Here is a 22,604-nt window from a genome sequence, read left to right as displayed (position 1 = left end):
TCCCCTTAATTAAATTTAGGCAGCCAGCTGCCGTGGGCTTCAATCAGATCATCACACAGTGCCACAATGTCATCCAGTGACAGCTCGGCAGCCGTGTGCGGATCAAGCATCGCCGCATGGTAGATATGCTCTTTTTTGCCGGTTCTGGCGGCTTCTATTGTTAATAGCTGAGTGTTGATATTCGTTCTGTTCAGTGCAGCCAGCTGCGGCGGAAGGTCACCGACATAGGTAGGGCTAATCCCATTCCGGTTAACAAAGCACGGAACCTCGACGCAGGCCTCATCCGGAAGATTCGTGATTAAGCCGGTATTCAGCACATTCCCGCCGATCATGTAAGGGACATCCGTCTCGATGGCTTCAAGGATATAGGATGCGTATTCATGCGACCGCTGATGCTCCAGGTTAACATCCCCCACAAGCTCATCTCTCATCTTGGTCCAGTTGCTGATCTGCTCGCGGCAGCGGCGCGGATATTCATCCAGCGGAATGTTCAACTGGTCAATCAGCTCCGGGTAATTTCTTTTGATAAAATAAGGATGATACTCCGCGCTGTGCTCAGAAGATTCCGTAACATAGTAGCCGAATTTATTCATCAGCTCGAACCGGACCATGTCGGAATGCTTGCCTGCCTTCTGTTTCTCCTGGGCTCTTCTCTTGATCTCAGGATACAGATCGACCCCGTCACGCGAAACCTCCAGCAGCCAGGCCATGTGGTTAATGCCGGCAATCCGCGATTTGACGCCCTGATCATCCATCCCCAGTGATTTGAAAAGCTCCGGCACACACACCTGCACACTATGGCATAACCCGACCGTCTGCACTCCGGCATACCGGCTCATATAGTTGGTCAGTACCGCCATGGGATTAGTGTAATTCAGGAACAGCACATCCGGGCAGACCTCGCGGATATCCGCTGCGAACTCGTCCAGCACAGGAATCGTCCGCAGATTCCGGAAAATCCCGCCGATCCCAATCGTGTCTGCAATAGTCTGACGGAGGCCGTATTTCTTGGGAATTTCAAAGTCGGTAATAGTACACGGATCGTATCCGCCGACCTGAATGGCATTGATGGCATACTTGGCTCCGCGCAGTGCTTCTTTCCGGTCTGAATATGCCTTTATGTTGCATCTGCTTCCAGAAGTTATACGAATATTGTTCAGCATAATTTCTGAGTCGCGCAGGCGCTCGGGATTAATATCAAACAAGGCAATCTCAAAATCCTGCAGTGCCGGCGTGAGCAGACAGTCACCCAGGACATTTTTAGCGAAAACAGTGCTTCCAGCTCCTAAAAATACAATTTTGCTCATCGATCATACGCTCCTTTTGCTCATTACCCTTTGGGTTGATAATGATTTGTATATCCCTTACTATAAAATCACAGCGGCAAAATAGGCATGGAACATTGCCACCTCTACATGGAGATTTGTAGTATCATTCGCTTTCATCCATTTCAACAGCCAGGAGAGCTAATATGGAAAACCCGGAACATTATGAGTACAGGATACAGATTAATCCCTACTTATTGAATGAGGATCTGAATATAACCTTTGCCGGTGCCGCCAGGCCCGAGCCCGGTCATAAAATCGGCCCAGCCGTCCATCCTTACATCCTGATTCATACAGTACAACGCGGATACGGCACCTTTGTCTGGCAAGGGAAGAGCTGCCGGCTAGGTCAGGGTGATACCTTTGTTATTTTTCCCGGAGTATTATTTAGCTACCAGGCAGATCATGCCGAGCCCTGGAGCTACTGCTGGGTAGCTGTTCAAGGCCCCCAGGCTTTAGAATTGCTGAAAAAAACTGGTGTTAGCACTACAGACCCCATTGTCAGAGGCGCTGATCCGGAACATCTGGCGAGCCTCTATGAAACCATCGAGCGGGTGCTGGAGCAGCAGTTAGGTGAAGCTGTAACGGCCTTGGCTACGGACGGCTGGTTCCGACTCCTTCTGGCCGAATTTGCCCGTCTGAATGCCCATAAGCTGCGTTACTCTTCAGCTGAACCCTTAACCGACTCCGAACGTGTAGTGGAGCAGGCGATCCGCTGGTTTCAGACCCAGTACATGCTGCCGGTCTCAATTGAACAATTGGCCGCCTCCCTCGGCTATCACCGGACCCATTTCACCAAAGTATTCAAGCAGCTGACCAGCCTCTCCCCCAAGCAATATATCAATCAGGTGCGCATGGAACGGGCCAAGGAGCTACTAAGGACGAACCTAAGCATCGAACAGGTGGGTAACTCCTGCGGCTTCACCGATCCCCTGTATTTCTCCAAGCAGTTTAAGCACTGGACCGGAGAGTCGCCGAGCCGGTTTCGGGAGGGATTAAGGCGGGGCGCAGACGGGTAGAACCTACGCCAATAAGCCCGAATGAGCCGTAGCGGGCTCTTTCAGGCTTGGATCAGGCACTTACAGATTGTGGGGCAGTAAGCTGGTTCGAGTATGTTCGAGTAATACTAATAACTCTGTTCGCTCCACTCTCTCGTTATCCTCTTTAACTGCAGACTGGTGAACTCCGCCTTATAAATGTCCGGCATGGATGCAGACTGCCAGAAGCCAAAACCATAATGCGGATCAAAATAATTCAGGAGAAGCGTCATTATATCTCCATGCGTTCCGATCACGATGCTGTCTCCGGCATGTTGGATGAGCAGTTGCTCCACTACCCGGACAGCACGTTTCTGTGCTGCTGCAGAAGACTCTCCCTCTGGAAAAGAAAATGTGAAGTCCTGATAGACTGCGCGTTTAGCTTCATAAAAGCCGGTACCGGTTATATCCCCGATTGTCCTTTCCCTAAGGTCATTGATAAGCTGTATAGTCTGTTTTCGTTCCTCCGCCAGCGGCCTAATCGTCGAGACTGCCCTTGCGTACGGGCTGGAGTAGAACTGATTTATTTTTTCATTATGCAGAATTAGTTTTACTCTTTCCGCATCCTCCTGCCCTTTAGGCGAAAGGCCTCTTTCCAGCTCCTCCCCCGCTATATATGGAGATTCAGCGTGACGGATAAGATAAAGGATCGTGTCCAAGGTTACTCCTCCCGGTGCTTTGGCAGAATTCGTTAATGTTTGATCGTGCCAGCCAGTTTAACTGCAGTTTGTGCAATTAAAACCAGTATAGAATTAAATTTTCACTGTTTAAGTGTATTTCGTACAACTATAATGAGGCAAACGGCAGCATTCAGCGCTTTTTCTCACAAATAAGTGTACAGAATACATTTAAATGCTATTTATACAAAAAAAACAGGTGTTTTAGATGTACAAAGTACACTTAAAACACCTTCGAGCTATTGAGAACCTGCGATGCTCCCTGCAACCTGCTCAATAGTCTAGATCTCAGCCAATCGTGTCAACAACCTGACCATCCTGATCCTTAATATACGTTTTATTAACTCTTACAATCAGCCCTTTGTCAGAGGACAGCTTATACTCACCCTCTACAGGCAGAAGTATCGCTGACAGCTCCCCGACAGCCGCCCCACTTAGGCCAATCCGTACAGACTGCTCCTCTTCCTTAAAGGCGGTCTCTGGCGCAGGCTCAAGTATGACCCGCAGCTTCTGGCTGATTAAGGCCAGCTCCTTGCCCTTCGACAAGCGGGCGCTCAGGAGTCTGGCTACCATCTCGGCCTGCTTTGCGCCCATAGTGAGGATAGCCGGCGCTTTCCCGAATAAACGGCTCTTGCCGGGCTCCCATTCCAGCTGGTCCACATAGAAAAAACCTGTGCTGGACCCGTCACGCTCAATCCCTTGCCGCAGCAGATCCCTTATTGCGGGAACCAGCAGCAGTGATTCACGCAAGAGATCAGTAATATAATAGGGAAGCTCTTCCTCAGCCGCATGCAGAAAAGCGTTCGTATTCCACGTAGTCATAGCCTCCAGCTCATCCGCTGTAATTCCGATCATTTGCAGAAACTCCACACGTCCGTTAGGTGTATCGATGGCCGGAAGCTCCGGATCATCCGTAAAAGCAAGCGCCGTCAGCTTGGTATCTGCCCCCAGACAGATCGGGCCGTTCGCATCCAGATAGTGCCCGGACGCAAAAATATTGCCGCTCGAAAACACATATCTCGCCATATTTTGCAGAAGATTAAGCGCCCAGGCCGGCGGCTCCTCCTCATCCGCAGCGCGCACCAACCGGAGGGTCAGCTCAAAGCCGTAGCCGCTGTATTCCGGATCACTGGACTCTTTGGCATACAGCTCCGAGAAACCATACGTTACAAAATGCCAATGGGGATACGGCTTCTCTGCCTTATACGCACTGATTCCCTGCAGCGGGTCCTTACCTCCCAGGCTATAGGGAAGGAGAGCACCATAATGCTTTGGCTCCTGCTCTCCATACAATCTGTTCATCTGAACATCAATGGCATCCCAGCCGGTTGCTTCAATTTCCTCCTGGCTCATGTTGCTCCCTCCCAAAATCAAAAGTTATGTATTTCCAACATTACCCTTATAGCACTTTTATTAAGCAGCTCTGTCCTTATCGTGCGGGTATCCAGTATAAGCTGTACGCTGTTTTCATGTCAGGAGAGGTCTCTCTTAAAATATTCAAGAATCTCAGCATGGATATGTCATTGAATAGACGGTTCTTTGAGGCCTGCAATTCTTTTCTAAAAGCCTGCTCAGTCAGGGTCCCTCTAAGTTTCATGTGTAATCCCACACCAGCTGGCCTTTTCTAATTTTGGCGGCATAAATAATCTGCCCTGTATGAAAATGAATCTCCCGGAACATCGCCATCATAAGATTCAAGGCTGTCGTCTCGTTATCCACCTGACTGTATGTAAGAGGCGGGCGGTGAAGGAAGGGCTGTGACATCAGCAGCTCTGGAGTAGCTTTTAGAAGCTCGAGATACCGGATAAGAATATTAAAGGCGTCTCTTGTTTTGACAAGCGCTTGCTCTTTAGTCATCTGCAGCCCTCTTTCAAATTCCTTATCCCGGTCCCTCGTATCTGAAATATCTAGCAGAATAGTTTCAATACGTGAGTGCACCGCACCGCTGATGTGAGCAACCAGATTGGCAATGCTGTTACTTTCAGTTGATGGCCTGCAAACAATGTCTTCTTCATTTAACTGTTCGATTGCCTGGAGCGTCCATTTCTTCTCTGCCCTAAACTTAATTAACATAATTTCAACAAGCTCTAAAGCGATTTCCATTTCACACCTCCAGTACATATTGTATCATCTTATCCCAGTATCTTATAGTAGAGGAAGAAGATATCTTCCATATGCCTGCCTTCAGGCAAAGACTTAATATTAAGAATTTCCTGAAAAGCTTATACTTCCGCGTCAAATACTACAAGGTGCATGATGATCTCTGTCCCGTTATTGAGCAGACCCTGTATACAGTAGAACCGGTCTACTATACACGATAAGTAACCCCTGGCCCTACAGCAGCAATAGGGCTTCCTCATGGAAACCCTATTGCACTCCATCCCCTATGTCCGGGTCAAAATCAGCGACTATCAGCATATCCATATGGCGGGCGTTCCGGAGCAGATAATGAACGGCACTTTCTTTAAAAAGCGTATACCAGCGCGGTTTACGCGAGTATCCGACAATAAGCTGTGTAGTCTTAAGCTCGTTCATTCTTCTGAGCAAACCGCGATGGACTCTGCGCCGGCCGTTCGTTTCAGCAATCTCCATCCTGCCGCCGAGCCGTTCCGTCAGATGGCGCAGCGCATCCAGCCGCTTCTGCTCCTGCTGTGTCTTCTGTGCACCGCAATGCACATAATGCACGAACCATTCCGCCTTCAGGCGGTGGGCAATACGGAAGCCCCGGCGGATCAGCCTCTCTGAACGGGGGCCCAGGTCCACACAGACAAAGATCACCTCACGCCTGCCCCAAGACCCCCGCAAGGAACCGTCACGGTCCCATGCCTCCAGCCTTTCATCCACATCATCGGCAAGCTCACGCAGTGCCAGCTCTCTTAAGGCAATCAGATTCCCTATTTTGAAAAAAGAGGCCAGTGCCTGATTCACCTTTTCCAGCGCATATATCTTCCCTTCCCGCATCCGTTCCTGCAGCATTGTGGGCGTTACATCAATCAGCTCAACTTCATCCGCCATCCTCAGAACAGCATCGGGAACAGTCTCCCTCACCCGGACGCCTGTCAGCTGCTCGACCGAGTCGTTTAAGCTTTCAAGATGCTGGACATTAACGGTTGTAATGACAGAAATACCACTGTCCAGTAGCCGGATTACATCCTCATACCTTTTCTTTGTCCGGCTTCCAGGCACATTCGTATGGGCCAGCTCATCCACTAATACAACCTCAGGATGACGTTCAATAATAGCATCAGTGTCCATCTCCTCCAGCACGGTATTCTGGTAGCTGATCCTGGCCCGCTGAAGAACAGACAGCTCACCCACCTGCCGGATCGTGTCCTTCCTGCCATGTGTCTCCAGAAGGCCGATTACAACATCTATCCCTTTTTTAAGCAAAATATTGCCCTCTTGCAGCATTTTATAGGTCTTGCCCACACCCGGTGCGGCTCCAATGTATACCTTGAACGTGCCCCGGCGGATGGTTTCCATTCTCTGTTCAATTTCCGTACTGCTCAGCCGGTGAAAAGAATCTTCTGCTCCTTTGGGCTTAGCTTTAACGGGAAGAATGCGTTCCCCCTCCTGCTCGGCACGGTCAGCCATTAGAAATACATCGATATTCCTTGTTCTTCCCAGCACTCTATTTCCGATAGAGCCCTGCCAGAATTCCTGCCAGCGGTTTTTATTGGAGTGGCCCATGATGATCCTTGTCACCTTATTTTGGGTCGCATAACGAACTAGCATGGAGGGCAGCTTGCGCCGATGCGGCAGCAGGATCTCCTCAAACCTGGCATCCACTTTTTTCACCAGCTTTTGAATCGAGCGTCTGAACACCTGCTGATCCTTGGTCAGCTGCTGATTAGACAGCACAAAGGTCACCACCTGCAAATCGCCGTTCAGACGCTTGGCAATCTGCTGGCCTCTGCGGATATAGAGCGAGCCGTTCCAATGATACTGTGCCGATACCAGAATCCGCTCGGTTGCACCGGAAGGGCCGATAAGCCCCTGCTCCGCCCGGTATTTTTCAAGGGAATCGTTGACTCCTTCTGCGACTAGTCTAAGGGATATTTCCCGGAGCACTCCAAGATTGCCGCGGTGTGACAGGGCAGGATGCAGCTGGTCGCCCAGTACCCCTTCACTAATGCGGTTCAGAATCGTTTCCGGCGACACGTCGATCAGCCTGACCTCATCCGCCAGCTCCAGCGTGTGGAGTGGTACAGTCTCTTCGGCCCGCAGACCCGTTTTCTCATAGATAACCATGGCGACTCCGGCCAGCTCATACACATTGATCGTTGTAATGATGCTGATCCCCTGCTCCATTAAATAACGGATATCCTCAAGCCTGGTCGGAAAACGTGCCCCGTTGCGGTTACGGTGAGCCAATCCGTCCACCAGCACCACCTCAGGATTCCGTCTAATTAATGCTTCCAGAGGCAGGTCCTTCTGCTCCCGGCCGTCTTGCTGCCAGCGGATACTAGGCACACGTTCCAGGTCAAGTGACTGCTCTATCGTATCCGCCCGCTGCATGGTCGAGACTGCACTGATGACTACATCGATCCCCTGCTGCTTCAAAAGCTTTCCTTCATGCAGCATCTGATACGTTTTTCCCGAGCCGCTGACAGAGCCGATTATGATCTTCAGCCTTCCGGTGTGCAGGCGCGAGATCGAGTCCAGGATTTCCTCCGGTGTTTTGCGTTTGTACGGCGCCATATTTTTACTTTTCCAGTAGAGCCATATTCAGCTTCAGCACATTAACACGCTTCTCCCCAAACAAACCGAGATCGCGACCCTCCGTATACTCTGCAACCAGAGCCTCAAGCTGCTCCGCCGGAATGCCCGTCAGGTTACTGATCCGGGGAATCTGCACAGCTGCTGCCGCCGGTGAGATATGCGGGTCCAGACCCGAGCCTGAATTGGTGATCAGATCTGCCGGAAGCTCAGTGACAGGTACATCCGGGTTATCCGTCTTCCACTGATTAATAGAGTCGCTCGTACGCTGCAGCATATCCGGATTGGACGGGCCGTAGTTATTCGAGCCGGAACCTGCGGCGTTATATTCAATGCTGGACACACGGCCATGGAACAGGGCCGGATTGGTAAAGCTCTGTCCGATCAGCTCGGAGCCTACCACCTGGCCCGCACTGTTCTTCAGCAGGCTCCCGTTTGCCCGAGAAGGCATAAACGTCTGTGCAATGGCTGTGGAAGCCAGCGGATACGCAATCCCGCAGATAATAATAAAGATGGCGCTTAGCCGGATTACACTGAAAATAAAGGAAGCTTTTGATACATGCCCATGCTCATGATTCTGTTCTTGTATAACTATATGATCATTGCCCACTCTTCTCATCCTCTCTGCCTCTGTTACCGGAATCAATGCTTTAGATCCAAATGCTGACCAGCAGATCAATCAGCTTAATGCCTATGAACGGTACAAGAACTCCCCCGAGGCCGTAGATAACAATATTTTGCCGCAGCAGCTTAATCGAGCTCATCGGTTTATAGGATACACCCTTCATCGCCAGCGGAATGAGCAGCGGAATAATGACCGCATTAAAGACCAGCGCCGAGAGGATTGCCGAGCTTGGAGAGCCCAGGCCCATGATGTTCAGTACCTTCATCTCCGGAATAGCCAGTGTAAACATCGCAGGAATAATGGCAAAGTATTTGGCGATATCATTCGCAATACTAAAGGTTGTCAGCGCTCCGCGTGTCATCAGCAGCTGCTTGCCGATAGATACAACCTCAATGATCTTGGACGGATCTGAATCCAGATCGACCATATTAGCCGCTTCTTTAGCCGCAGAAGTCCCGCTATTCATGGCAAGCCCTACATCCGCCTGCGCCAGAGCCGGGGCATCATTGGTACCGTCTCCGGTCATCGCAACCAGCTTGCCCTCTCTCTGCTCACGGCGGATCACTTCAATCTTATCCTCGGGCGTGCTTTCAGCGATGAAGCCGTCCACTCCCGCCTCGGCGGCAATGGTTGCAGCAGTAAGCGGATTGTCCCCGGTGCACATGATGGTCTTGATGCCCATTTTGCGCAGCTCGTCAAAGCGCTCCTTCATCCCCGGCTTAACGGTATCCTTCAGATAAATAAGCCCATAGATCCGGTTATCCACTGCTACAGCAAGCGGAGTCCCGCCCTTACCGGCAATACTACCCGCGCCCTGCTCCAGATTGTCCGGTATCAATCCGCCCTGTGAAGTAACCCAGCGTTTAATGGAATCTACCGCTCCCTTGCGGACTTTCCGGCCATCGCTCAGATCCATCCCGCTCATCCGTGTCTCCGCGCGGAATTCGATGAACGCTCCGTCTGCCTCCAGACCGGGAGCATAGCTGTAGCCTAACCTTTTGACCAGCTCAATGACAGAACGGCCTTCCGGCGTCTCATCCTTTACCGAGCTGACTGCCGCCCAGACCGCCAGCTCCTCTGTACTCTCCCGGCTCGCCGGAATCAGTTCACTGGCCATCCGGTTACCGAAGGTAATCGTTCCTGTTTTATCGAGAATCATCGTATTGATATCTCCGGCGGCCTCGACCGCTTTTCCCGACATGGCAAGGACGTTGAACTGGGTAACCCGGTCCATCCCGGCAATCCCGATCGCAGACAGCAGCCCGCCGATGGTTGTTGGTATCAGGCAGACCAGCAGGGCAATCAGCACCGGAATATCAAGCTCAATCTCCAGGTAGGCTGCGATAGGACGCAGTGTCACTACCACAATCATAAAGATAATCGTCAGGCTGATCAGAAGTGTATTCAAGGCGATTTCATTCGGTGTTTTTTGGCGCTTCGCTCCCTCCACCAGGGAGATCATCCGGTCAAGAAAGGATTCCCCGGGATCACTTGTAATGCGCACCTTAATTTCATCGCTGACTACTCTAGTTCCTCCAGTGACAGAGTTAAAATCCCCGCCCGCTTCTTTAATGACCGGAGCCGATTCTCCTGTTATAGCTGATTCGTCAACAGAAGCGAGCCCTTCAATAACTTCACCATCGCCGGGAATCAGCTCACCTTGGCTGACGATCACAACATCCCCTTTTTTAAGCTCAGAGGAAGGTACGATCTTGACTGTACCGGCTGTCAGCTTATTGGCGGAGATCTCCTGCTTGGTTTTTTTGAGCGTATCGGCCTGCGCCTTGCCGCGCCCTTCTGCCAATGCCTCTGCAAAGTTCGCGAACAATACGGTAAACAGCAGGATGAAGAACACCGTAATATTGAATCCTACCGTATCCCGGGCATTGAAATAGCCGGGGGCCAGGATCATCAGCAGGACGATAAACGTTCCGAGCTCTACAACGAACATGACCGGATTCTTAATCAGGGTCACGGGATTTAATTTGATGAAGCTTTCCTTAAGCGCATTTTGCAGGATCGGTCCTGTCAGCAGCTTCTTTTTGGACACAGTACTCATTCTATTCTCGCTCCTCTACCGTAGAGTCAAATATTCTGCAACCGGACCAAGCACAATGACCGGAAGGAAGGTCAACGCGCCGATAATCAGTACCGTACCGATCAGGATACCTGTAAACAAACCGTTATCGGTACGGAACGTGCCGATGGTTTCGGGCACTGCCTTTTTACGGATCATGGAGCCGGCAACCGCCAGCATTGCAATAATCGATACATAGCGTCCAAGCAGCATAACAACACCTGTTGTCATATTCCAGAAGGAAGTATTGTCAGCCAAGCCTTCAAAGCCTGAGCCGTTGTTAGCAGCCGAGGAGGTGTACTCATACAAAACCTGTGTCAGCCCGTGGAAGCCCGGATTTGAAATCGAGCCCTGTCCTAAATCCGTCAGGAATGCTCCGGCAGTCGGCACAAGAATAATCAGCGGATGGATCAGGATGGCGATGGCAATCAGCTTCATCTCCCTCGCTTCGATCTTCCGTCCAAGAAACTCCGGTGTTCTGCCGACCATCAGCCCGCATAAGAACACACCAAGAATTGCATACATCAGCATGTTAATCAGCCCGACACCCTTGCCGCCGAATACGTTGTTCAGCATCATCAGCGCAAGCGGCGTGATCTCTCCCAGCGGGGTTAGCGTATCATGCATATTGTTAACACTGCCTGTGGTAGCAGCGGTTGTTACTGTAGTGAACAGCGCAGACTGGGCGATGCCGAAGCGGACCTCCTTACCTTCCATGCTTCCCTGTGAGGCATCAATCCCCATGGCATTAATAGCCGGATTCCCCTGCGATTCCGCATAAAAATTCAGACCGAGCAGCAGTACAAATAGGGTCATCATGGCGCTGAAGATCATCCAGCCCTGGCGTTTATTGCGGGCGAATCTGCCGTACATGTAAGGAAGTGAAGCCGGCAGCAGCCACATGGATAGGATCTCTATAACATTAGTGAGCGGACTCGGATTTTCAAAAGGATGGGCCGAATTAGCCCCGAAAAAGCCGCCGCCGTTCGTACCAATATGCTTTATCGATTCCAGCGAAGCAACCGGTCCAACAGCAATCTGCTGGGTTTGCCCTTCAAGCGTTGTGACCTCTAGTGTCGGCTTCAAGGTCTGCGGCACCTGCAGCCCAATCAGAAGCAGGGTTACCAGCAAGGCCAGCGGAATAAAGACCCGGGTATGTGCTTTGACAAAATCCTCAAAGAAGTTCCCCAGCGACTTACGGCCGGTTATCCCTCTGACAAAAGCAACCGCTACAGAAAACCCGCCCGCCGCCGAGGTGAACATCAGCATGGTCATGACTGCCATCTGCGAGAAGTAGGAAACCCCAGTTTCCCCGCTGTAATGCTGCAGGTTAGTATTGGTTATAAAGCTGATTACCGTGTTAAAAGCCAGCGTCTGCTCCATCTTGCCGATCCCGCCAGGATTAAGCGGCAGTGCCCCCTGGAGACGCAGGATCAGATAGCCGAAGGCCACCAGCACGATATTGGTTGTCAAAAAGCTGACCGCGTATCTTTTCCATGACATATCTTCGCGCTTGCTGAGTCCGCCGAGCCTGAAAATCCCCCGTTCCAGCCCTCCGAATATCCGGTCTGTGCGGTTCGGCTCATTAGAGAATACATGATACAGATAGCTTCCTGCCGGTTTTACCAGCAGCACCAGTATGGCGATAACAATGACAATTTGCAGAATACCCACGAATGTCCCTCCCTAAAATGAATTGCTCTCTCGTAACACTTAAAACTTCTCCGGGTGAATCAGGGCATATATCAGATAGAGAAACAGCAGTACAGCTGCCGCTATAACAACGGTCATCGCTCCGTCCCTCCTTGCTCATCAACAACCTGTCCGCACCATTGTACGAATGCATACACCAGCGTGAATAATATAGCGAGTGCTGCCACCATATACACATCTGTCATCGTCTTTACCGCCTCTCTCCTCTTTTGTAATCAGATTAACATCCCGGCCATTAGATCAGGATTAGAGTATCAGCAGGCCAGTTAAGATTGCGTTAAGAAGCTTATGCACAACAAAAAAGCCGTCAAGGTTACCCTTGCGGCCGTGTGGACTGGTTATTTAGGGAGATAGTGTTCCTTGGGAAGTCACCCCGTCACTTTTTTTGCTCCAGATATTCCTGATAAAGATCAGCATACGTTTTGGAATCTTTGATCAGCTCGTCGCAGAAGGCCGCTACATCCCGTCCGGTCACATCAAGCACATATTGTCCACCAGCCGCTCCCTCTTCAAAAAGGTCCACAATACCCGACAGCAATTCCGTCCCTTCGCTCAGCTCCACCGGGCCAACCTTAATGAGGTATCGTTGGATCTCCTTATACACAATCTGATAATCCTGCGGCAACGCTTTGACACGTGCCATGTGTGCCCGCCACTCTTTTCTGCCTTCGATCATATCCTGGATTCTCATATTAGCCTCCTATTTGCCTAATTTTCGGGCAATATTATTGTTGAGCTGCGCCCGCCACTTATCACGGTAGGTCGGTGTGCCTTCATCACCGGCAACTGCCAGACAGAAGCCTTTAATATCCCCGCCCAATGCCTCCACGACGCTCTGGCCTTCTGCCGCCGTCTCTTCAAGCAGTCCAAGCACCCCGTCAAAAATAGGCATCAGATTACGGCCGGTAAAGTCCGAATGCGCCCAAAGATTCGTATTAATCTGCTCCCAGGCCGCCCGGTAATCCGCAGGGAGCTTTTGGACCCGCTGCTCAAAGGCCTGAAACTCTTTTTTCATATCGCTGCCGGTGATTTTTTCCCAAAAATTCATGTTCTCTGCTCCTTTAACTCGTTAATTTTTGAGGATACGAACGCCCACTTTGCCCAGATCCGCTGCAGCTCTTCCCGCCCCGCATCGTTAATCGCAAAAAATTTCCGCGGCGGCCCCATATCAGAGGGCTTCTTGGTCGTCTCCACCAGCTTGTTTTTCTCAAGCCGCACCAGGATCGTATACACTGTTCCTTCTACAACATCTGAGAAGCCGAGGGCATTCAGCTGCCGGGTAATTTCATATCCGTACGTTTCTTTGCGGCTTATAATCTCCAGAACACAGCCCTCCAGCACGCCTTTGAGCATTTCCGTCAAGTTCTCCAATACATTCACCTCTTACTATTCTGTATGGCTGGTATGCAGTGTCACTTACTACATCTATAAAGTATCACAGAGTAGTGGGGTCCGTCAAGGGCACAACGAGCAAAAACCCGCATACGCTGCGGGTTCCATTACTATGTATTCAAGTTTATTTTTTGCTTTGGTATAAGAACTCAACTTCACCATCTAGTAAATGACGATATTCCAATAATTGCATTGTTCTTTCCCTAATTCTACCCATTATGACCGTCTCCAGGCTTACTAAGCCTTGTGATCCAAGGTAACTATTATCAATAAAGGCCTTCTCTACAAATTCTGTTTCACTTAAGTGATGCTTTAGCCATTCTTTCTGCGATTTAATCAGTGCTTCCTTGGGTTCTTGATCGAGCTTAGAAAGAAGCTTTTTATATACTTGATTCAGCTCTTTATCCCATTCCTCTGTATATTTGCTTACCAGTGCCCTCCATCCAAACGTGGAAAACTCTTTGGAATTCTGAAATTCATTAAATTCCGCTTCATAATCATGATCTATAGGATTTCGAAGCATCTCATCATAAAATTCCCCGGTCAAATCATAGTATCCAATACTCATGGATAACATTTCATTTTGCTCATTTTGCTCAGTATCTGATTGACCCTCAGTTATTTCTTTCGATTCTGTTCGATTATCTGTACTCCTTACATCAGCAGGCAGCTCAGCAGTCGACTGATTAGTGTTTTGACATGCTGATAACACCATCGTTAAAAAAAATAATAAGAGTATCTTACCTTTCATAAACGATCTCCTTTAATATTTTCTTGTATTATATAGCTAAATTGCATATAAATTCGCATATAAATATACCATAAAGTGGAATATTACGTATGTAAAAGCGATCTCCGTTTCTAGTCTAATGCTTTATTTCCCTTAGAATTTACCAGCACAAAGGATCGTTACAACAGTAGCAACCTTATAAGCAGAAAAAACCGCTCAGTAAATGAGCGGCTTAAAAAAGTATAGTGATTATAATCTGTTGTGTCAGGACACATATATTATTGTTAAGTTACTCACATTAATGTCTAGAAACTAACTTTAATGTTACCAGACAGCTCTACAAAAAGCAGTCTGCCTCTTACTCCACAGTAACGCTCTTAGCCAGGTTTCTTGGCTTATCAACATCATGACCCAGGGCCAGGGAAGCATAGTAAGCCAACAGCTGAGTTACAACTACCGACAGGGCAGAAGTCAGCAGCGGCAGGGTCTTCGGAATGACGAAGGCCTGGTCAACGGATTTCAGCAGGTCGGTTACGTGCTCCTGATGAGTGATCGCCAGTACGTCTGCGCCGCGGGCTTTCACTTCCTTGATGTTGCTCACCGTCTTTTCGAGTACAGCTTCCTGAGTCGCCAGGGCGATAACCGGAACGCCTTCTTCGATCAGTGCCAGTGTACCGTGCTTCAGCTCACCTGCAGCATAAGCTTCAGAGTGAATGTAGGAGATCTCCTTCAGCTTCAGCGAACCTTCCTGAGCTACTGCGTAATCTACGCCGCGGCCGATGAAGAACAGGTGCTTGTGGCTGGAGATTTGCTCTGCGTATGCCTTGATAGCATCCTTCTGCGCCAGAATTTCTTCTACCTGCTCAGGCAGAGTGTTCATAGCTGCCAGAATTTCAGCAACCTGTGCATCCGTCTGGGTTCCGCGCACTTCAGCCATGTACAGGCCAAGCAGGGTGAACGCAATGATCTGCGAAGTGTAAGCTTTGGTGGACGCTACTGCAATTTCCGGACCAGCCAGAGTAACCAGTACGTCATTAGCTTCACGGGCAATAGAGCTGCCTACAACATTAGTGATAGCCAGAACGTGCGCACCGTTAGCCTGACCTTCACGCAGGGCAGCCAGGGTATCCGCCGTTTCACCGGATTGGCTCACTACGATAACCAGTGTTTCCGGCGTTACGATCGGTGCACGGTAACGGTATTCGGAAGCAATATCGTTCTCAACCGGAATACGAACCAGCGATTCGATCAGATTACGTCCTACAAGACCAGCGTTGTATGCAGTACCGCAGGCAACGATCTGGATGTTGCGGATGTTCTTGATCTGTTCTACAGTCAGCTTCAGCTCAGGAAGAATTACTTTAGTGCCTTCAGCGTTGATGCGGCCGCGCATAGTATCGCGGTAAGCTTTAGGCTGCTCATGGATTTCCTTCAGCATGAAATGCTCATATCCGGCTTTTTCTGCGGTAACAGCGTCCCAATCGACAGTAATCATTTCCCGAGAAATAAAGTTTCCTTCAATCGTCATCAGTTCGACAGCATCTCTTGTCAGTACAGCCATTTCGCCGTCGTTCAAAATATATACGTTACGGGTATATTCCAGCAATGCCGGAATATCCGACCCGATAAAGTTTTCGCCTTCGCCAAGACCGATAATCAGCGGGCTCGCCTGACGTACAGCTACCAGTTTATCCGGCTCATGCTCAGTCAGAACGCCCAGGGCAAATGCACCGCGCATATGGGTGATTGCCTTCTGTACAGCCTTAACGATGTCTCCTTCGTATTCACGGGCAATCAGGTGGGAAATAACCTCTGTATCCGTCTCCGAAGTAAAGTGGCATCCGCCGGCAATCAGCTCTTCCTTAAGATCCAGGTAGTTTTCGACAATCCCGTTGTGTACAACCGAGAATTTCTGGCTGTCATCTGTGTGCGGATGGGAGTTCTCGTCAGAAGGCTTACCATGAGTAGCCCAGCGCGTGTGCCCGATTCCTGCACTACCGGTCAGCGGAGTGGTTTCAAGTCTGGACTCCAGATTAGCCATACGGCCCTGTGCCTTAACAACCTGCAGTCCGTCCTTCGTAAATACGGCAATACCTGCCGAGTCATAACCGCGATACTCCAGCTTCTTAAGTCCTTCTACCAGGATCCCCTGCGAATTCTGATTACCAATATATCCTACAATACCACACATTATAAAATTCCTCCGTCCAATGATTGTAATATGGGCGGCATAAGGAAACAGACGTGCCGTGCGGCAAGTGTAGAGAAAAAGCATTATTCTGTTGTCAAGCCTGTCACCTGTAAAATGACATGCACAGTCTTCTTCTCTGCCGCAGCAGGACGTACGTATCTTCCGTTAGCGCATACCCATGAATAAATAAATGCTTCATACACCCATACAAGCGTTGTGTGAAAGGTCGCCCTGACATTTTCCGCTTATATTTACGGCTCTGGTGTATCACCGGGAGGTCCCCGCCGAACATTTCGAACACCTCCACCTCGTCAGCTTACATCTGCCGTGATCCGTTTCAGCCTGCCGCCAACCGGCATTTACTGTCCCTTCTCCCCCGCGCAAGATCAAGCTCTGGCGCTTGCTATTGCTGTTAACCTCACGATCCCCGCTTTCCTTCTCGAATGACACTTCATCATTATATGCACCTTACATCACTTTTGGCAATGAAATAATGTTTGAAAGCTTTGGAATTTGCTTGAAAATGATGTCACATTAGCTGAAAAGCCGGCAATCGAAGCTACAAATCCAATCACCGGCTCCATCCGCTAATGATTTTATAATATATTAAACCAGTTCGCGCTGAACAACCTCAACAATCTGCCCTACGAACAGATCCAGCTCCGCCTTATCCGGGCCTTCTGCCATTACACGGATTAAAGGCTCCGTACCCGAAGGACGTACCAGCACACGGCCGTTATCGCCCAGCTTGCCTTCTACCTCTTGAATAGCAGCTTCAATTGCCGGATTGTTCGGGTAGTTCGTTTTGTCCTGCACCCGTACATTTACAAGCACCTGAGGGTATTTAGTCATCATGGACTTCAGTACACTCAGCTTCTTGCTTTCGGCTTTCAAAGTATCTACAAGCTGAATGGCGGTCAGAATACCGTCACCGGTTGTGTTATAATCCAGGAAAATAACATGGCCGGACTGCTCTCCGCCCAGGTTGTAGCCGCCGCGGCGCATTTCTTCCATTACATAACGGTCACCGACTGCCGTCTTGGCTGTATTCAGCGCTAATTTCTCGGTTGCTTTGTAAAAGCCGATGTTGCTCATTACGGTAGAAACGATTGTCGCATCCTTCAGCTTGCCTGCGCGGTTCATCGCATCCCCGCAGATGCAGAGGATAAAGTCACCGTCTACTTCTTCGCCTGTTTCATCGATAGCGATCAGGCGGTCAGCATCCCCGTCAAAAGCAAGTCCCAGATCCGCACCGTGACGCAGCACCTCTTCACGCAGCTTCTCCGGGTGTGTGGAGCCATATCCGTCATTGATGTTAAGTCCGTCAGGCTCCGAACCAATAGCAATGACTTCGGCTCCCAGCTCTCTGAACAGGCGCGGCGCCAGCTCATAGGCTGAACCGTGCGCACAGTCCAGAACGATCTTGATTCCTTCAAAACGGTTAGTAATTGTAGTCTTCAGATACTCCAGGTAGAGATATTTTGCATCGTTGTCAACGGTCAGCTTGCCAAGTCCGGCACCAACAGGGCGTGGAAGCTCATCCTGCTCCGCATCCATCAGCTCTTCAATACGCAGCTCGGTCTCATCAGTCAGCTTAAAGCCGTCTCCGCCAAAAAACTTAATGCCGTTGTCTTCAACCGGATTGTGGGAAGCGGAGATCATTACGCCCGCATCTGCCTTAAGCAATCTGGTGATATACGCTACAGCAGGTGTGCTGACAACACCAATGCGGATAACCTCTGCCCCGATTGACAGCAAGCCTGCCACAAGTGCCGATTCCAGCAGCGGTCCGGATATCCGGGTGTCCATACCGATAACCACTTTTGGCTTCTCTACATTTCCAGCCAGTACATATCCGCCGCAACGGCCAATGCTGTAGGCCATCTCTGCTGTTAATTCCCGGTTCGCGACCCCGCGCACACCGTCAGTTCCAAAATACTTACCCATCTCTTTTCTCCTTTAAATACGCTACATGTCGAATATGAACTTACGAATAGTATATATGGTGCTCCATTCTTAGGCCCATCTTATATAGCTTAATGAATTATTGTATGAATAAATTCGGATTCGTGTAACTAAACCTGCTCAACACATAGACGCTTACCGGCACAAAAAGTTACGTTCCGCCAGTACTGCCAGAATTAGTATCATTCCCGCTACCTTCGGGCGTACTGCTGTTCTCAGCAGTCCCTTCTGTAGGAGCCGGTGTAGCCGTAACGGCTGGCTCAGCGCTATGAGTCGGCTCCACACTGTTCTCCCCGCCGGAAACAGCCTCAGAGCTCGGCTCAGGAGTCGGACCTATACCGGTATCCGGGCTGGCCGTTGCCTCTGGCGTTGCCGGTGTCTGCAGGTCAATGGTAACGGTATGCGGCTGTGAGGAATTGACCAGGGAGATGAACCTCGGCATCGATATCTGCAGAGGGACCTGATGTACACCGGCTGCCAGACCTCCGACATCCGCCACCACACTAATGTTATCCTGATCAAGCTGATCGAGCAGGGTTGGCGCTCCCGATAAAGTCAGTGTAATCACTTTGGCGGGCGGATCTGTGACTACAGCTGTAAGCCCGCTGCCAACGCCTTCAAGCTTGATCGGGATATTCTCCATCGTCCGTTCGGCTACTTCAGCGGCAGAGACCGTAACATTCACCTCAGCCGGTTCAATCTTGGACGTCCCCTCAGGCGGCTTCAGCTCGAGCTTCACCTGCTGAGTTCCTGCAGACTGAACCGTACTGAGATCAAGGGTTGCTTCATAGGAAGATAAGCTGGCGAGCATCTCCTCACTTCCGTACACCGTAACTGTATCCATCTCCGGTGTAACTCTGGATAATGAGAGGGAACCGGGCAGCTGTCCGGTGAATCCGACATCCAGCGGCAGCGTTTTGTTCGGAAGTGAAATGGACATTTGAACAGAAACAGTAGACGGCTCAATCACGGCGCCGCTTATTTCATTACCGTCGCTGTCGTAGGCTGTTAACCTTACTCTCTTCTCCGTAAAGGTTTCCTTCTCCCCTTCAAGCTCAACGGTGCCCTGAACAGTTGCCACTTTACTGAGCTCACTGGCAGGCAGGGTTACCTCTACCTCTGCAGGATCAATTACTGCAACAGCAGCCTGATAACCGTCTGCCGGTGCTCCCGCAATGTTCACATTTACCGGAAAAGTCTTCGTATTGCGCAGTTCAACATGCACATTTACTTCAGACGGTTCCATCGATTCAAACTCTACTCCCTTGGGTAGAGTATAATTCAGCGGAAGTGTTGTATCCCCCGGCCCGACATCGCTTAAATCCAGGGTCACTTTATAGGCATCGGAGAACTTGAAGTTAAGATCGGAATTTTTGCCTGACACTTCAAGCCTTACACTATCGGCGTCAACGGTGTATACATACTTTTCTTCATCCAGACCGGTCTGCTCTATTTTTACATTTTCGATGATTTTCGGCTGCGTACTGACTATTGTCTGATTCGTAGGCTCGGTATCCACGTGAACAATCGTCCACAGGATAATACCAAAGACAAGGGCAAGAATCTTGTTGAAGTTGTTATTCTTCATCCACTTATCCATTGTTTTTGCCTCCTCTCCGTTTCCAGAAAGCAGAGCTCTTCTCCTTCAACGGCGAAGATGCGCTCAGTTCCTGATGAAGCTTGGAGATCAGCGATTCTTCCTTAATATCACGCACGATCTGCCCGTTGATGGCCAGCGAGATCTGACCCGTCTCCTCTGAGACAACAACAGATACGGAGTCAGCAACCTCACTGATCCCTATAGCCGCACGATGACGGGTCCCCAGCTCCTTACTGATGAACGGATTCTCGGACAGCGGGAGATAACAGGCTGCGGCAGCAATCTGCCCGTCCTGCATAATCAGCGCTCCGTCATGAAGCGGCGTATTCGGAATAAAAATATTTATCAGCAGCTCCGAGCTGACGACAGAACGCATAGGTATGCCCGATTCTGTGTATTCGTTGAGGCCGGTTGCCCGTTCAAAGACAATGAGCGCCCCTATTTTGCGCTTGGACAAATAATTCACAGCTTTAATGATTTCGCCGATCAGCCGGCTGATCTCCTCATCATTCTCCGAGGCCCGTCCAAAGAACTTGCCGCGCCCGAGCTGCTCCAGCCCTCTGCGAAGCTCCGGCTGAAAAATAATAAAGATCGCAAACACCCCGAAGGTGTAGATCTGATTCATCAGCCATTTCAGCGTGTACAGATCCAGAACCGTGCTCAGCGCCCAGATAATAACCAGCACCAGAATCCCCTTAAGGAGCTGGACTGCCCGTGTGCCGCGTACCATATTGAGCACTTTGTAGATAATGTAGCTGACGATCAGGATATCGATTATATCTTTAATGGATTCTTTCCATGTTAAGTCGGTAAAATAGCTCATTGCCCAAAACCCCCGTCATTTCATATTAGCTGGGTTTATGTAAATTGTCTGTTAGTTCTGTATCATATCTAGGTTATAACGTTCACGCCCAGGTTGCAAGTTTCACTGGCTGGGGAATTTTGATAATCCGGTTTCAGGCAACAAAAAAGCGCCATCTTTCCGGAAAAAGAGGCGCAAATACTATTTCTGCATAAAGGGCCATTAGCGGATTACCGGTAGGCAACTTCAGAGAACATGTTCGTCACTTTATACCAGAGCCAGCTTACCGCTTGGTCTATGCTTTTGACTTGCCCGGAGATATGGGCTGTAGAGGCCTGATACAGTTGACCGTCAATCACTGTTACGTTACCGTTAACATCTCCGTACACCTGCGTTGTGCCATTCTCCACTGTAAGGTTGCCGGCAATTGTTTTGCCGGACGGTACAATGACGGTGTTGCCCTGAATTATGACCTGATCCAAATTACTGCCTCTGACTACAAGCTGCTGATCCTGCTTCCAGAAGGTTACAGAGCTCATCAGCATGACCAGCAGGAATATAGATGCTGCCGTAAGTGCAGGATGTCTTTTAATCCAGGTAACAAAAGCTCTTTCCCTCTTCGGCTGCGGCAAAGCGTCCATTATCCGGCTTACCATATCGTCCGGGGCCACCGCGTTCTGATGCATCATGGAGAACATCAGCATATCAGTTTGTTCCAGTTCTTTGAACTTTGCACGGCAATCCGGACAGGATAGAAGATGCTCCTTCAATTCCCTCTGCTGCAGCTCGGGCAAGTCGTCATCCAGGTAATCATGCATCAAAGAGACGGCCAGTTTGCATTCCATAGGAGCCAATCCTTTCATGTGTGCTATTTAATTATTTCAAGGCAAAGGGACAGTACATAAGACTTGCTTAACTTACATACGGCACTGCCGGACAGACGTTTCACAAAAAAACATCTATTTTTACATTTTCGGGCCTAATTTTTTACGTAAAAACTCACGTCCGCGATGTACCCGGGTCTTGATCGTCGTCACCGGCATATCCAGCACGTCACTGATCTCCTGCAGCGACAGATCCTGCAAATAGCGCAGTATCATTACAGACCGGTATTTCACGGGCAAACTGTCAATGGCCTCATAGATCAGCCTCTGCGTCTCTGAGAGGAGCAACTCCGTCTCCGGGGTCACATTATCGCTTGGAATCATCGAATATCCGTCAATGCCCTCCTGGTCGTTCATTTCGGCATCCAGTGAATAGGTCGGCTTACGTTTGCGCAGCCTGTCGATACACAGGTTCGTTCCAATCCTGTAAATCCACGTCGAAAATTTCTGTTTGTCATCATATCGGTCTAAATTCCGGTACACACGCAAAAAAGTCTCCTGAACAATATCCTCCGCCTCATGACGGTTGTTCAGCATCCGGTATGCCAGATGATATATTTTGTCTTTATATAGTTCCACAAGCTCGGCAAATGCTCTTTGGTCGCCCTTCAAGGCGAGCTTTGTCAATCTGCCTTCCAAATTCTCCACCTGTTAACTCCCCCAGACTTGCCGCCCCTGGTCTTCCATCACTTTGAATGTCCACGGTACAAGCATATAAATCGTAAATCAAGTTTGGTCAAAAATCAAGGATTGTATTGTTACCTATATGAAATGCGGGCGGGATTAACTGCGCGCAGCAAAACGCGGTGATTACGGCGGCACTCCAAAGAATGTTTGGACTTCCGGCCGCTGTTATTGTCAGATTTC

The 22,604-nt window shown here is 49.8% G+C and carries 20 protein-coding genes; 1 reads left to right on the top strand and 19 read right to left on the bottom strand.

The features are described 5' to 3' along the window. Positions 1-5: 5 nt before the first annotated feature. Positions 6-1,307, bottom strand: a complete 1,302-nt coding sequence (gene melA, locus BN3772_RS01470; RefSeq protein WP_042195901.1) for an alpha-glucosidase/alpha-galactosidase — start codon at positions 1,305-1,307, stop codon at positions 6-8. Positions 1,308-1,471: 164 nt separating this feature from the next. Here melA and BN3772_RS01465 point away from each other — a divergent pair, with 164 nt between their 5' ends. Next, positions 1,472-2,344 carry an AraC family transcriptional regulator gene (locus BN3772_RS01465; protein ID WP_042195898.1) on the top strand — a complete coding sequence of 291 codons (873 nt, stop codon included), beginning with the start codon at positions 1,472-1,474 and terminating at the stop codon, positions 2,342-2,344. A 107-nt stretch (positions 2,345-2,451) separates the two neighbouring features. On the opposite strand, the gene BN3772_RS01460 is transcribed toward BN3772_RS01465, so the two are convergent. From BN3772_RS01460 to sigW, 18 genes are all read right to left on the bottom strand, one after another. Further along, positions 2,452-3,021, bottom strand: coding sequence for a histidine phosphatase family protein (locus tag BN3772_RS01460; protein ID WP_042195896.1), 570 nt, complete (start codon positions 3,019-3,021; stop codon positions 2,452-2,454). 306 nt (positions 3,022-3,327) lie between these two features. Beyond that, on the bottom strand, positions 3,328-4,392 hold the full coding sequence (locus BN3772_RS01455; protein WP_042195894.1) for a suppressor of fused domain protein: 1,065 nt from the start codon (positions 4,390-4,392) through the stop codon (positions 3,328-3,330). 240 nt (positions 4,393-4,632) lie between these two features. Continuing rightward, entirely contained in the window at positions 4,633-5,142 is a 510-nt protein-coding gene (locus BN3772_RS01450; protein WP_052380327.1) for a DUF1572 family protein, read from the bottom strand. Positions 5,143-5,406: 264 nt separating this feature from the next. Continuing rightward, positions 5,407-7,740 (bottom strand): histidine kinase, encoded by a 2,334-nt coding sequence (locus BN3772_RS01445; RefSeq protein WP_042195892.1) that lies wholly within the window; start codon positions 7,738-7,740, stop codon positions 5,407-5,409. A gap of 4 nt (positions 7,741-7,744) precedes the next feature. Further along, the gene (gene kdpC / locus BN3772_RS01440) at positions 7,745-8,377 is read right to left on the bottom strand and encodes a potassium-transporting ATPase subunit KdpC (RefSeq protein ID WP_042195889.1); all 633 of its coding nucleotides are present in this window, start codon (positions 8,375-8,377) and stop codon (positions 7,745-7,747) included. A gap of 31 nt (positions 8,378-8,408) precedes the next feature. After that, positions 8,409-10,442: a potassium-transporting ATPase subunit KdpB gene (kdpB, locus tag BN3772_RS01435; RefSeq protein ID WP_042195887.1), complete on the bottom strand. Its 2,034-nt coding sequence runs from the start codon at positions 10,440-10,442 to the stop codon at positions 8,409-8,411. A gap of 15 nt (positions 10,443-10,457) precedes the next feature. After that, positions 10,458-12,134 carry a potassium-transporting ATPase subunit KdpA gene (kdpA, locus tag BN3772_RS01430; RefSeq protein ID WP_042195885.1) on the bottom strand — a complete coding sequence of 559 codons (1,677 nt, stop codon included), beginning with the start codon at positions 12,132-12,134 and terminating at the stop codon, positions 10,458-10,460. Positions 12,135-12,173: 39 nt separating this feature from the next. Beyond that, the gene (gene kdpF, locus BN3772_RS31670; protein ID WP_086074343.1) at positions 12,174-12,251 is read right to left on the bottom strand and encodes a K(+)-transporting ATPase subunit F; all 78 of its coding nucleotides are present in this window, start codon (positions 12,249-12,251) and stop codon (positions 12,174-12,176) included. Between the two features lie 298 nt (positions 12,252-12,549). Continuing rightward, positions 12,550-12,864 carry a DUF1048 domain-containing protein gene (locus BN3772_RS01420; RefSeq protein WP_042195883.1) on the bottom strand — a complete coding sequence of 105 codons (315 nt, stop codon included), beginning with the start codon at positions 12,862-12,864 and terminating at the stop codon, positions 12,550-12,552. 9 nt (positions 12,865-12,873) lie between these two features. Further along, positions 12,874-13,221: a DUF1048 domain-containing protein gene (locus BN3772_RS01415; protein WP_042195881.1), complete on the bottom strand. Its 348-nt coding sequence runs from the start codon at positions 13,219-13,221 to the stop codon at positions 12,874-12,876. Next, positions 13,218-13,526, bottom strand: a complete 309-nt coding sequence (locus BN3772_RS01410) for a PadR family transcriptional regulator (protein ID WP_042196019.1) — start codon at positions 13,524-13,526, stop codon at positions 13,218-13,220. The genes BN3772_RS01415 and BN3772_RS01410 overlap by 4 nt, the downstream gene beginning before the upstream one ends. 163 nt (positions 13,527-13,689) lie before the next feature. Then, entirely contained in the window at positions 13,690-14,316 is a 627-nt protein-coding gene (locus tag BN3772_RS01405) for a lysozyme inhibitor LprI family protein (protein ID WP_042195880.1), read from the bottom strand. 337 nt (positions 14,317-14,653) lie between these two features. After that, positions 14,654-16,486 (bottom strand): glutamine--fructose-6-phosphate transaminase (isomerizing), encoded by a 1,833-nt coding sequence (gene glmS, locus BN3772_RS01400; protein ID WP_042195878.1) that lies wholly within the window; start codon positions 16,484-16,486, stop codon positions 14,654-14,656. Positions 16,487-17,092: 606 nt separating this feature from the next. After that, positions 17,093-18,433, bottom strand: coding sequence for a phosphoglucosamine mutase (glmM, locus tag BN3772_RS01390; RefSeq protein WP_042195874.1), 1,341 nt, complete (start codon positions 18,431-18,433; stop codon positions 17,093-17,095). Between the two features lie 169 nt (positions 18,434-18,602). Further along, the gene (locus tag BN3772_RS01385) at positions 18,603-20,051 is read right to left on the bottom strand and encodes a CdaR family protein (RefSeq protein WP_042195872.1); all 1,449 of its coding nucleotides are present in this window, start codon (positions 20,049-20,051) and stop codon (positions 18,603-18,605) included. Next, complete coding sequence (cdaA, locus tag BN3772_RS01380; protein ID WP_042181019.1) at positions 20,044-20,874, bottom strand: diadenylate cyclase CdaA; 831 nt, start codon at positions 20,872-20,874, stop codon at positions 20,044-20,046. Before cdaA ends, BN3772_RS01385 begins: the two co-directional genes overlap by 8 nt. Positions 20,875-21,083: 209 nt before the next feature. After that, entirely contained in the window at positions 21,084-21,698 is a 615-nt protein-coding gene (locus tag BN3772_RS01375; RefSeq protein WP_042195870.1) for a zf-HC2 domain-containing protein, read from the bottom strand. A 120-nt stretch (positions 21,699-21,818) separates the two neighbouring features. After that, positions 21,819-22,385, bottom strand: coding sequence for an RNA polymerase sigma factor SigW (gene sigW / locus BN3772_RS01370; protein WP_042181023.1), 567 nt, complete (start codon positions 22,383-22,385; stop codon positions 21,819-21,821). Between the last annotated feature and the right edge of the window lie 219 nt (positions 22,386-22,604).

Source organism: Paenibacillus camerounensis (assembly GCF_000723885.1).
Lineage (GTDB): Bacteria > Bacillota > Bacilli > Paenibacillales > Paenibacillaceae > Paenibacillus_AQ > Paenibacillus_AQ camerounensis.
Note: the sequence above shows the minus strand (reverse complement) of the source record. Positions and strands in the feature narration are given on the sequence as shown.

Coding starts and splice junctions, on each gene's coding strand:
- melA (WP_042195901.1), bottom strand. CDS start 1,307: ATGAGCAAAATTGTATTTTTAGGAGCTGGAAGCACTGTTTTCGCTAAA.
- BN3772_RS01465 (WP_042195898.1), top strand. CDS start 1,472: ATGGAAAACCCGGAACATTATGAGTACAGGATACAGATTAATCCCTAC.
- BN3772_RS01455 (WP_042195894.1), bottom strand. CDS start 4,392: ATGAGCCAGGAGGAAATTGAAGCAACCGGCTGGGATGCCATTGATGTT.
- BN3772_RS01450 (WP_052380327.1), bottom strand. CDS start 5,142: ATGGAAATCGCTTTAGAGCTTGTTGAAATTATGTTAATTAAGTTTAGG.
- BN3772_RS01445 (WP_042195892.1), bottom strand. CDS start 7,740: ATGGCGCCGTACAAACGCAAAACACCGGAGGAAATCCTGGACTCGATC.
- kdpC (WP_042195889.1), bottom strand. CDS start 8,377: ATGAGAAGAGTGGGCAATGATCATATAGTTATACAAGAACAGAATCAT.
- kdpB (WP_042195887.1), bottom strand. CDS start 10,442: ATGAGTACTGTGTCCAAAAAGAAGCTGCTGACAGGACCGATCCTGCAA.
- kdpF (WP_086074343.1), bottom strand. CDS start 12,251: ATGACCGTTGTTATAGCGGCAGCTGTACTGCTGTTTCTCTATCTGATA.
- BN3772_RS01420 (WP_042195883.1), bottom strand. CDS start 12,864: ATGAGAATCCAGGATATGATCGAAGGCAGAAAAGAGTGGCGGGCACAC.
- BN3772_RS01415 (WP_042195881.1), bottom strand. CDS start 13,221: ATGAATTTTTGGGAAAAAATCACCGGCAGCGATATGAAAAAAGAGTTT.
- BN3772_RS01410 (WP_042196019.1), bottom strand. CDS start 13,526: ATGCTCAAAGGCGTGCTGGAGGGCTGTGTTCTGGAGATTATAAGCCGC.
- BN3772_RS01405 (WP_042195880.1), bottom strand. CDS start 14,316: ATGAAAGGTAAGATACTCTTATTATTTTTTTTAACGATGGTGTTATCA.
- glmS (WP_042195878.1), bottom strand. CDS start 16,486: ATGTGTGGTATTGTAGGATATATTGGTAATCAGAATTCGCAGGGGATC.
- glmM (WP_042195874.1), bottom strand. CDS start 18,433: ATGGGTAAGTATTTTGGAACTGACGGTGTGCGCGGGGTCGCGAACCGG.
- BN3772_RS01385 (WP_042195872.1), bottom strand. CDS start 20,051: ATGGATAAGTGGATGAAGAATAACAACTTCAACAAGATTCTTGCCCTT.
- cdaA (WP_042181019.1), bottom strand. CDS start 20,874: ATGAGCTATTTTACCGACTTAACATGGAAAGAATCCATTAAAGATATA.
- BN3772_RS01375 (WP_042195870.1), bottom strand. CDS start 21,698: ATGGAATGCAAACTGGCCGTCTCTTTGATGCATGATTACCTGGATGAC.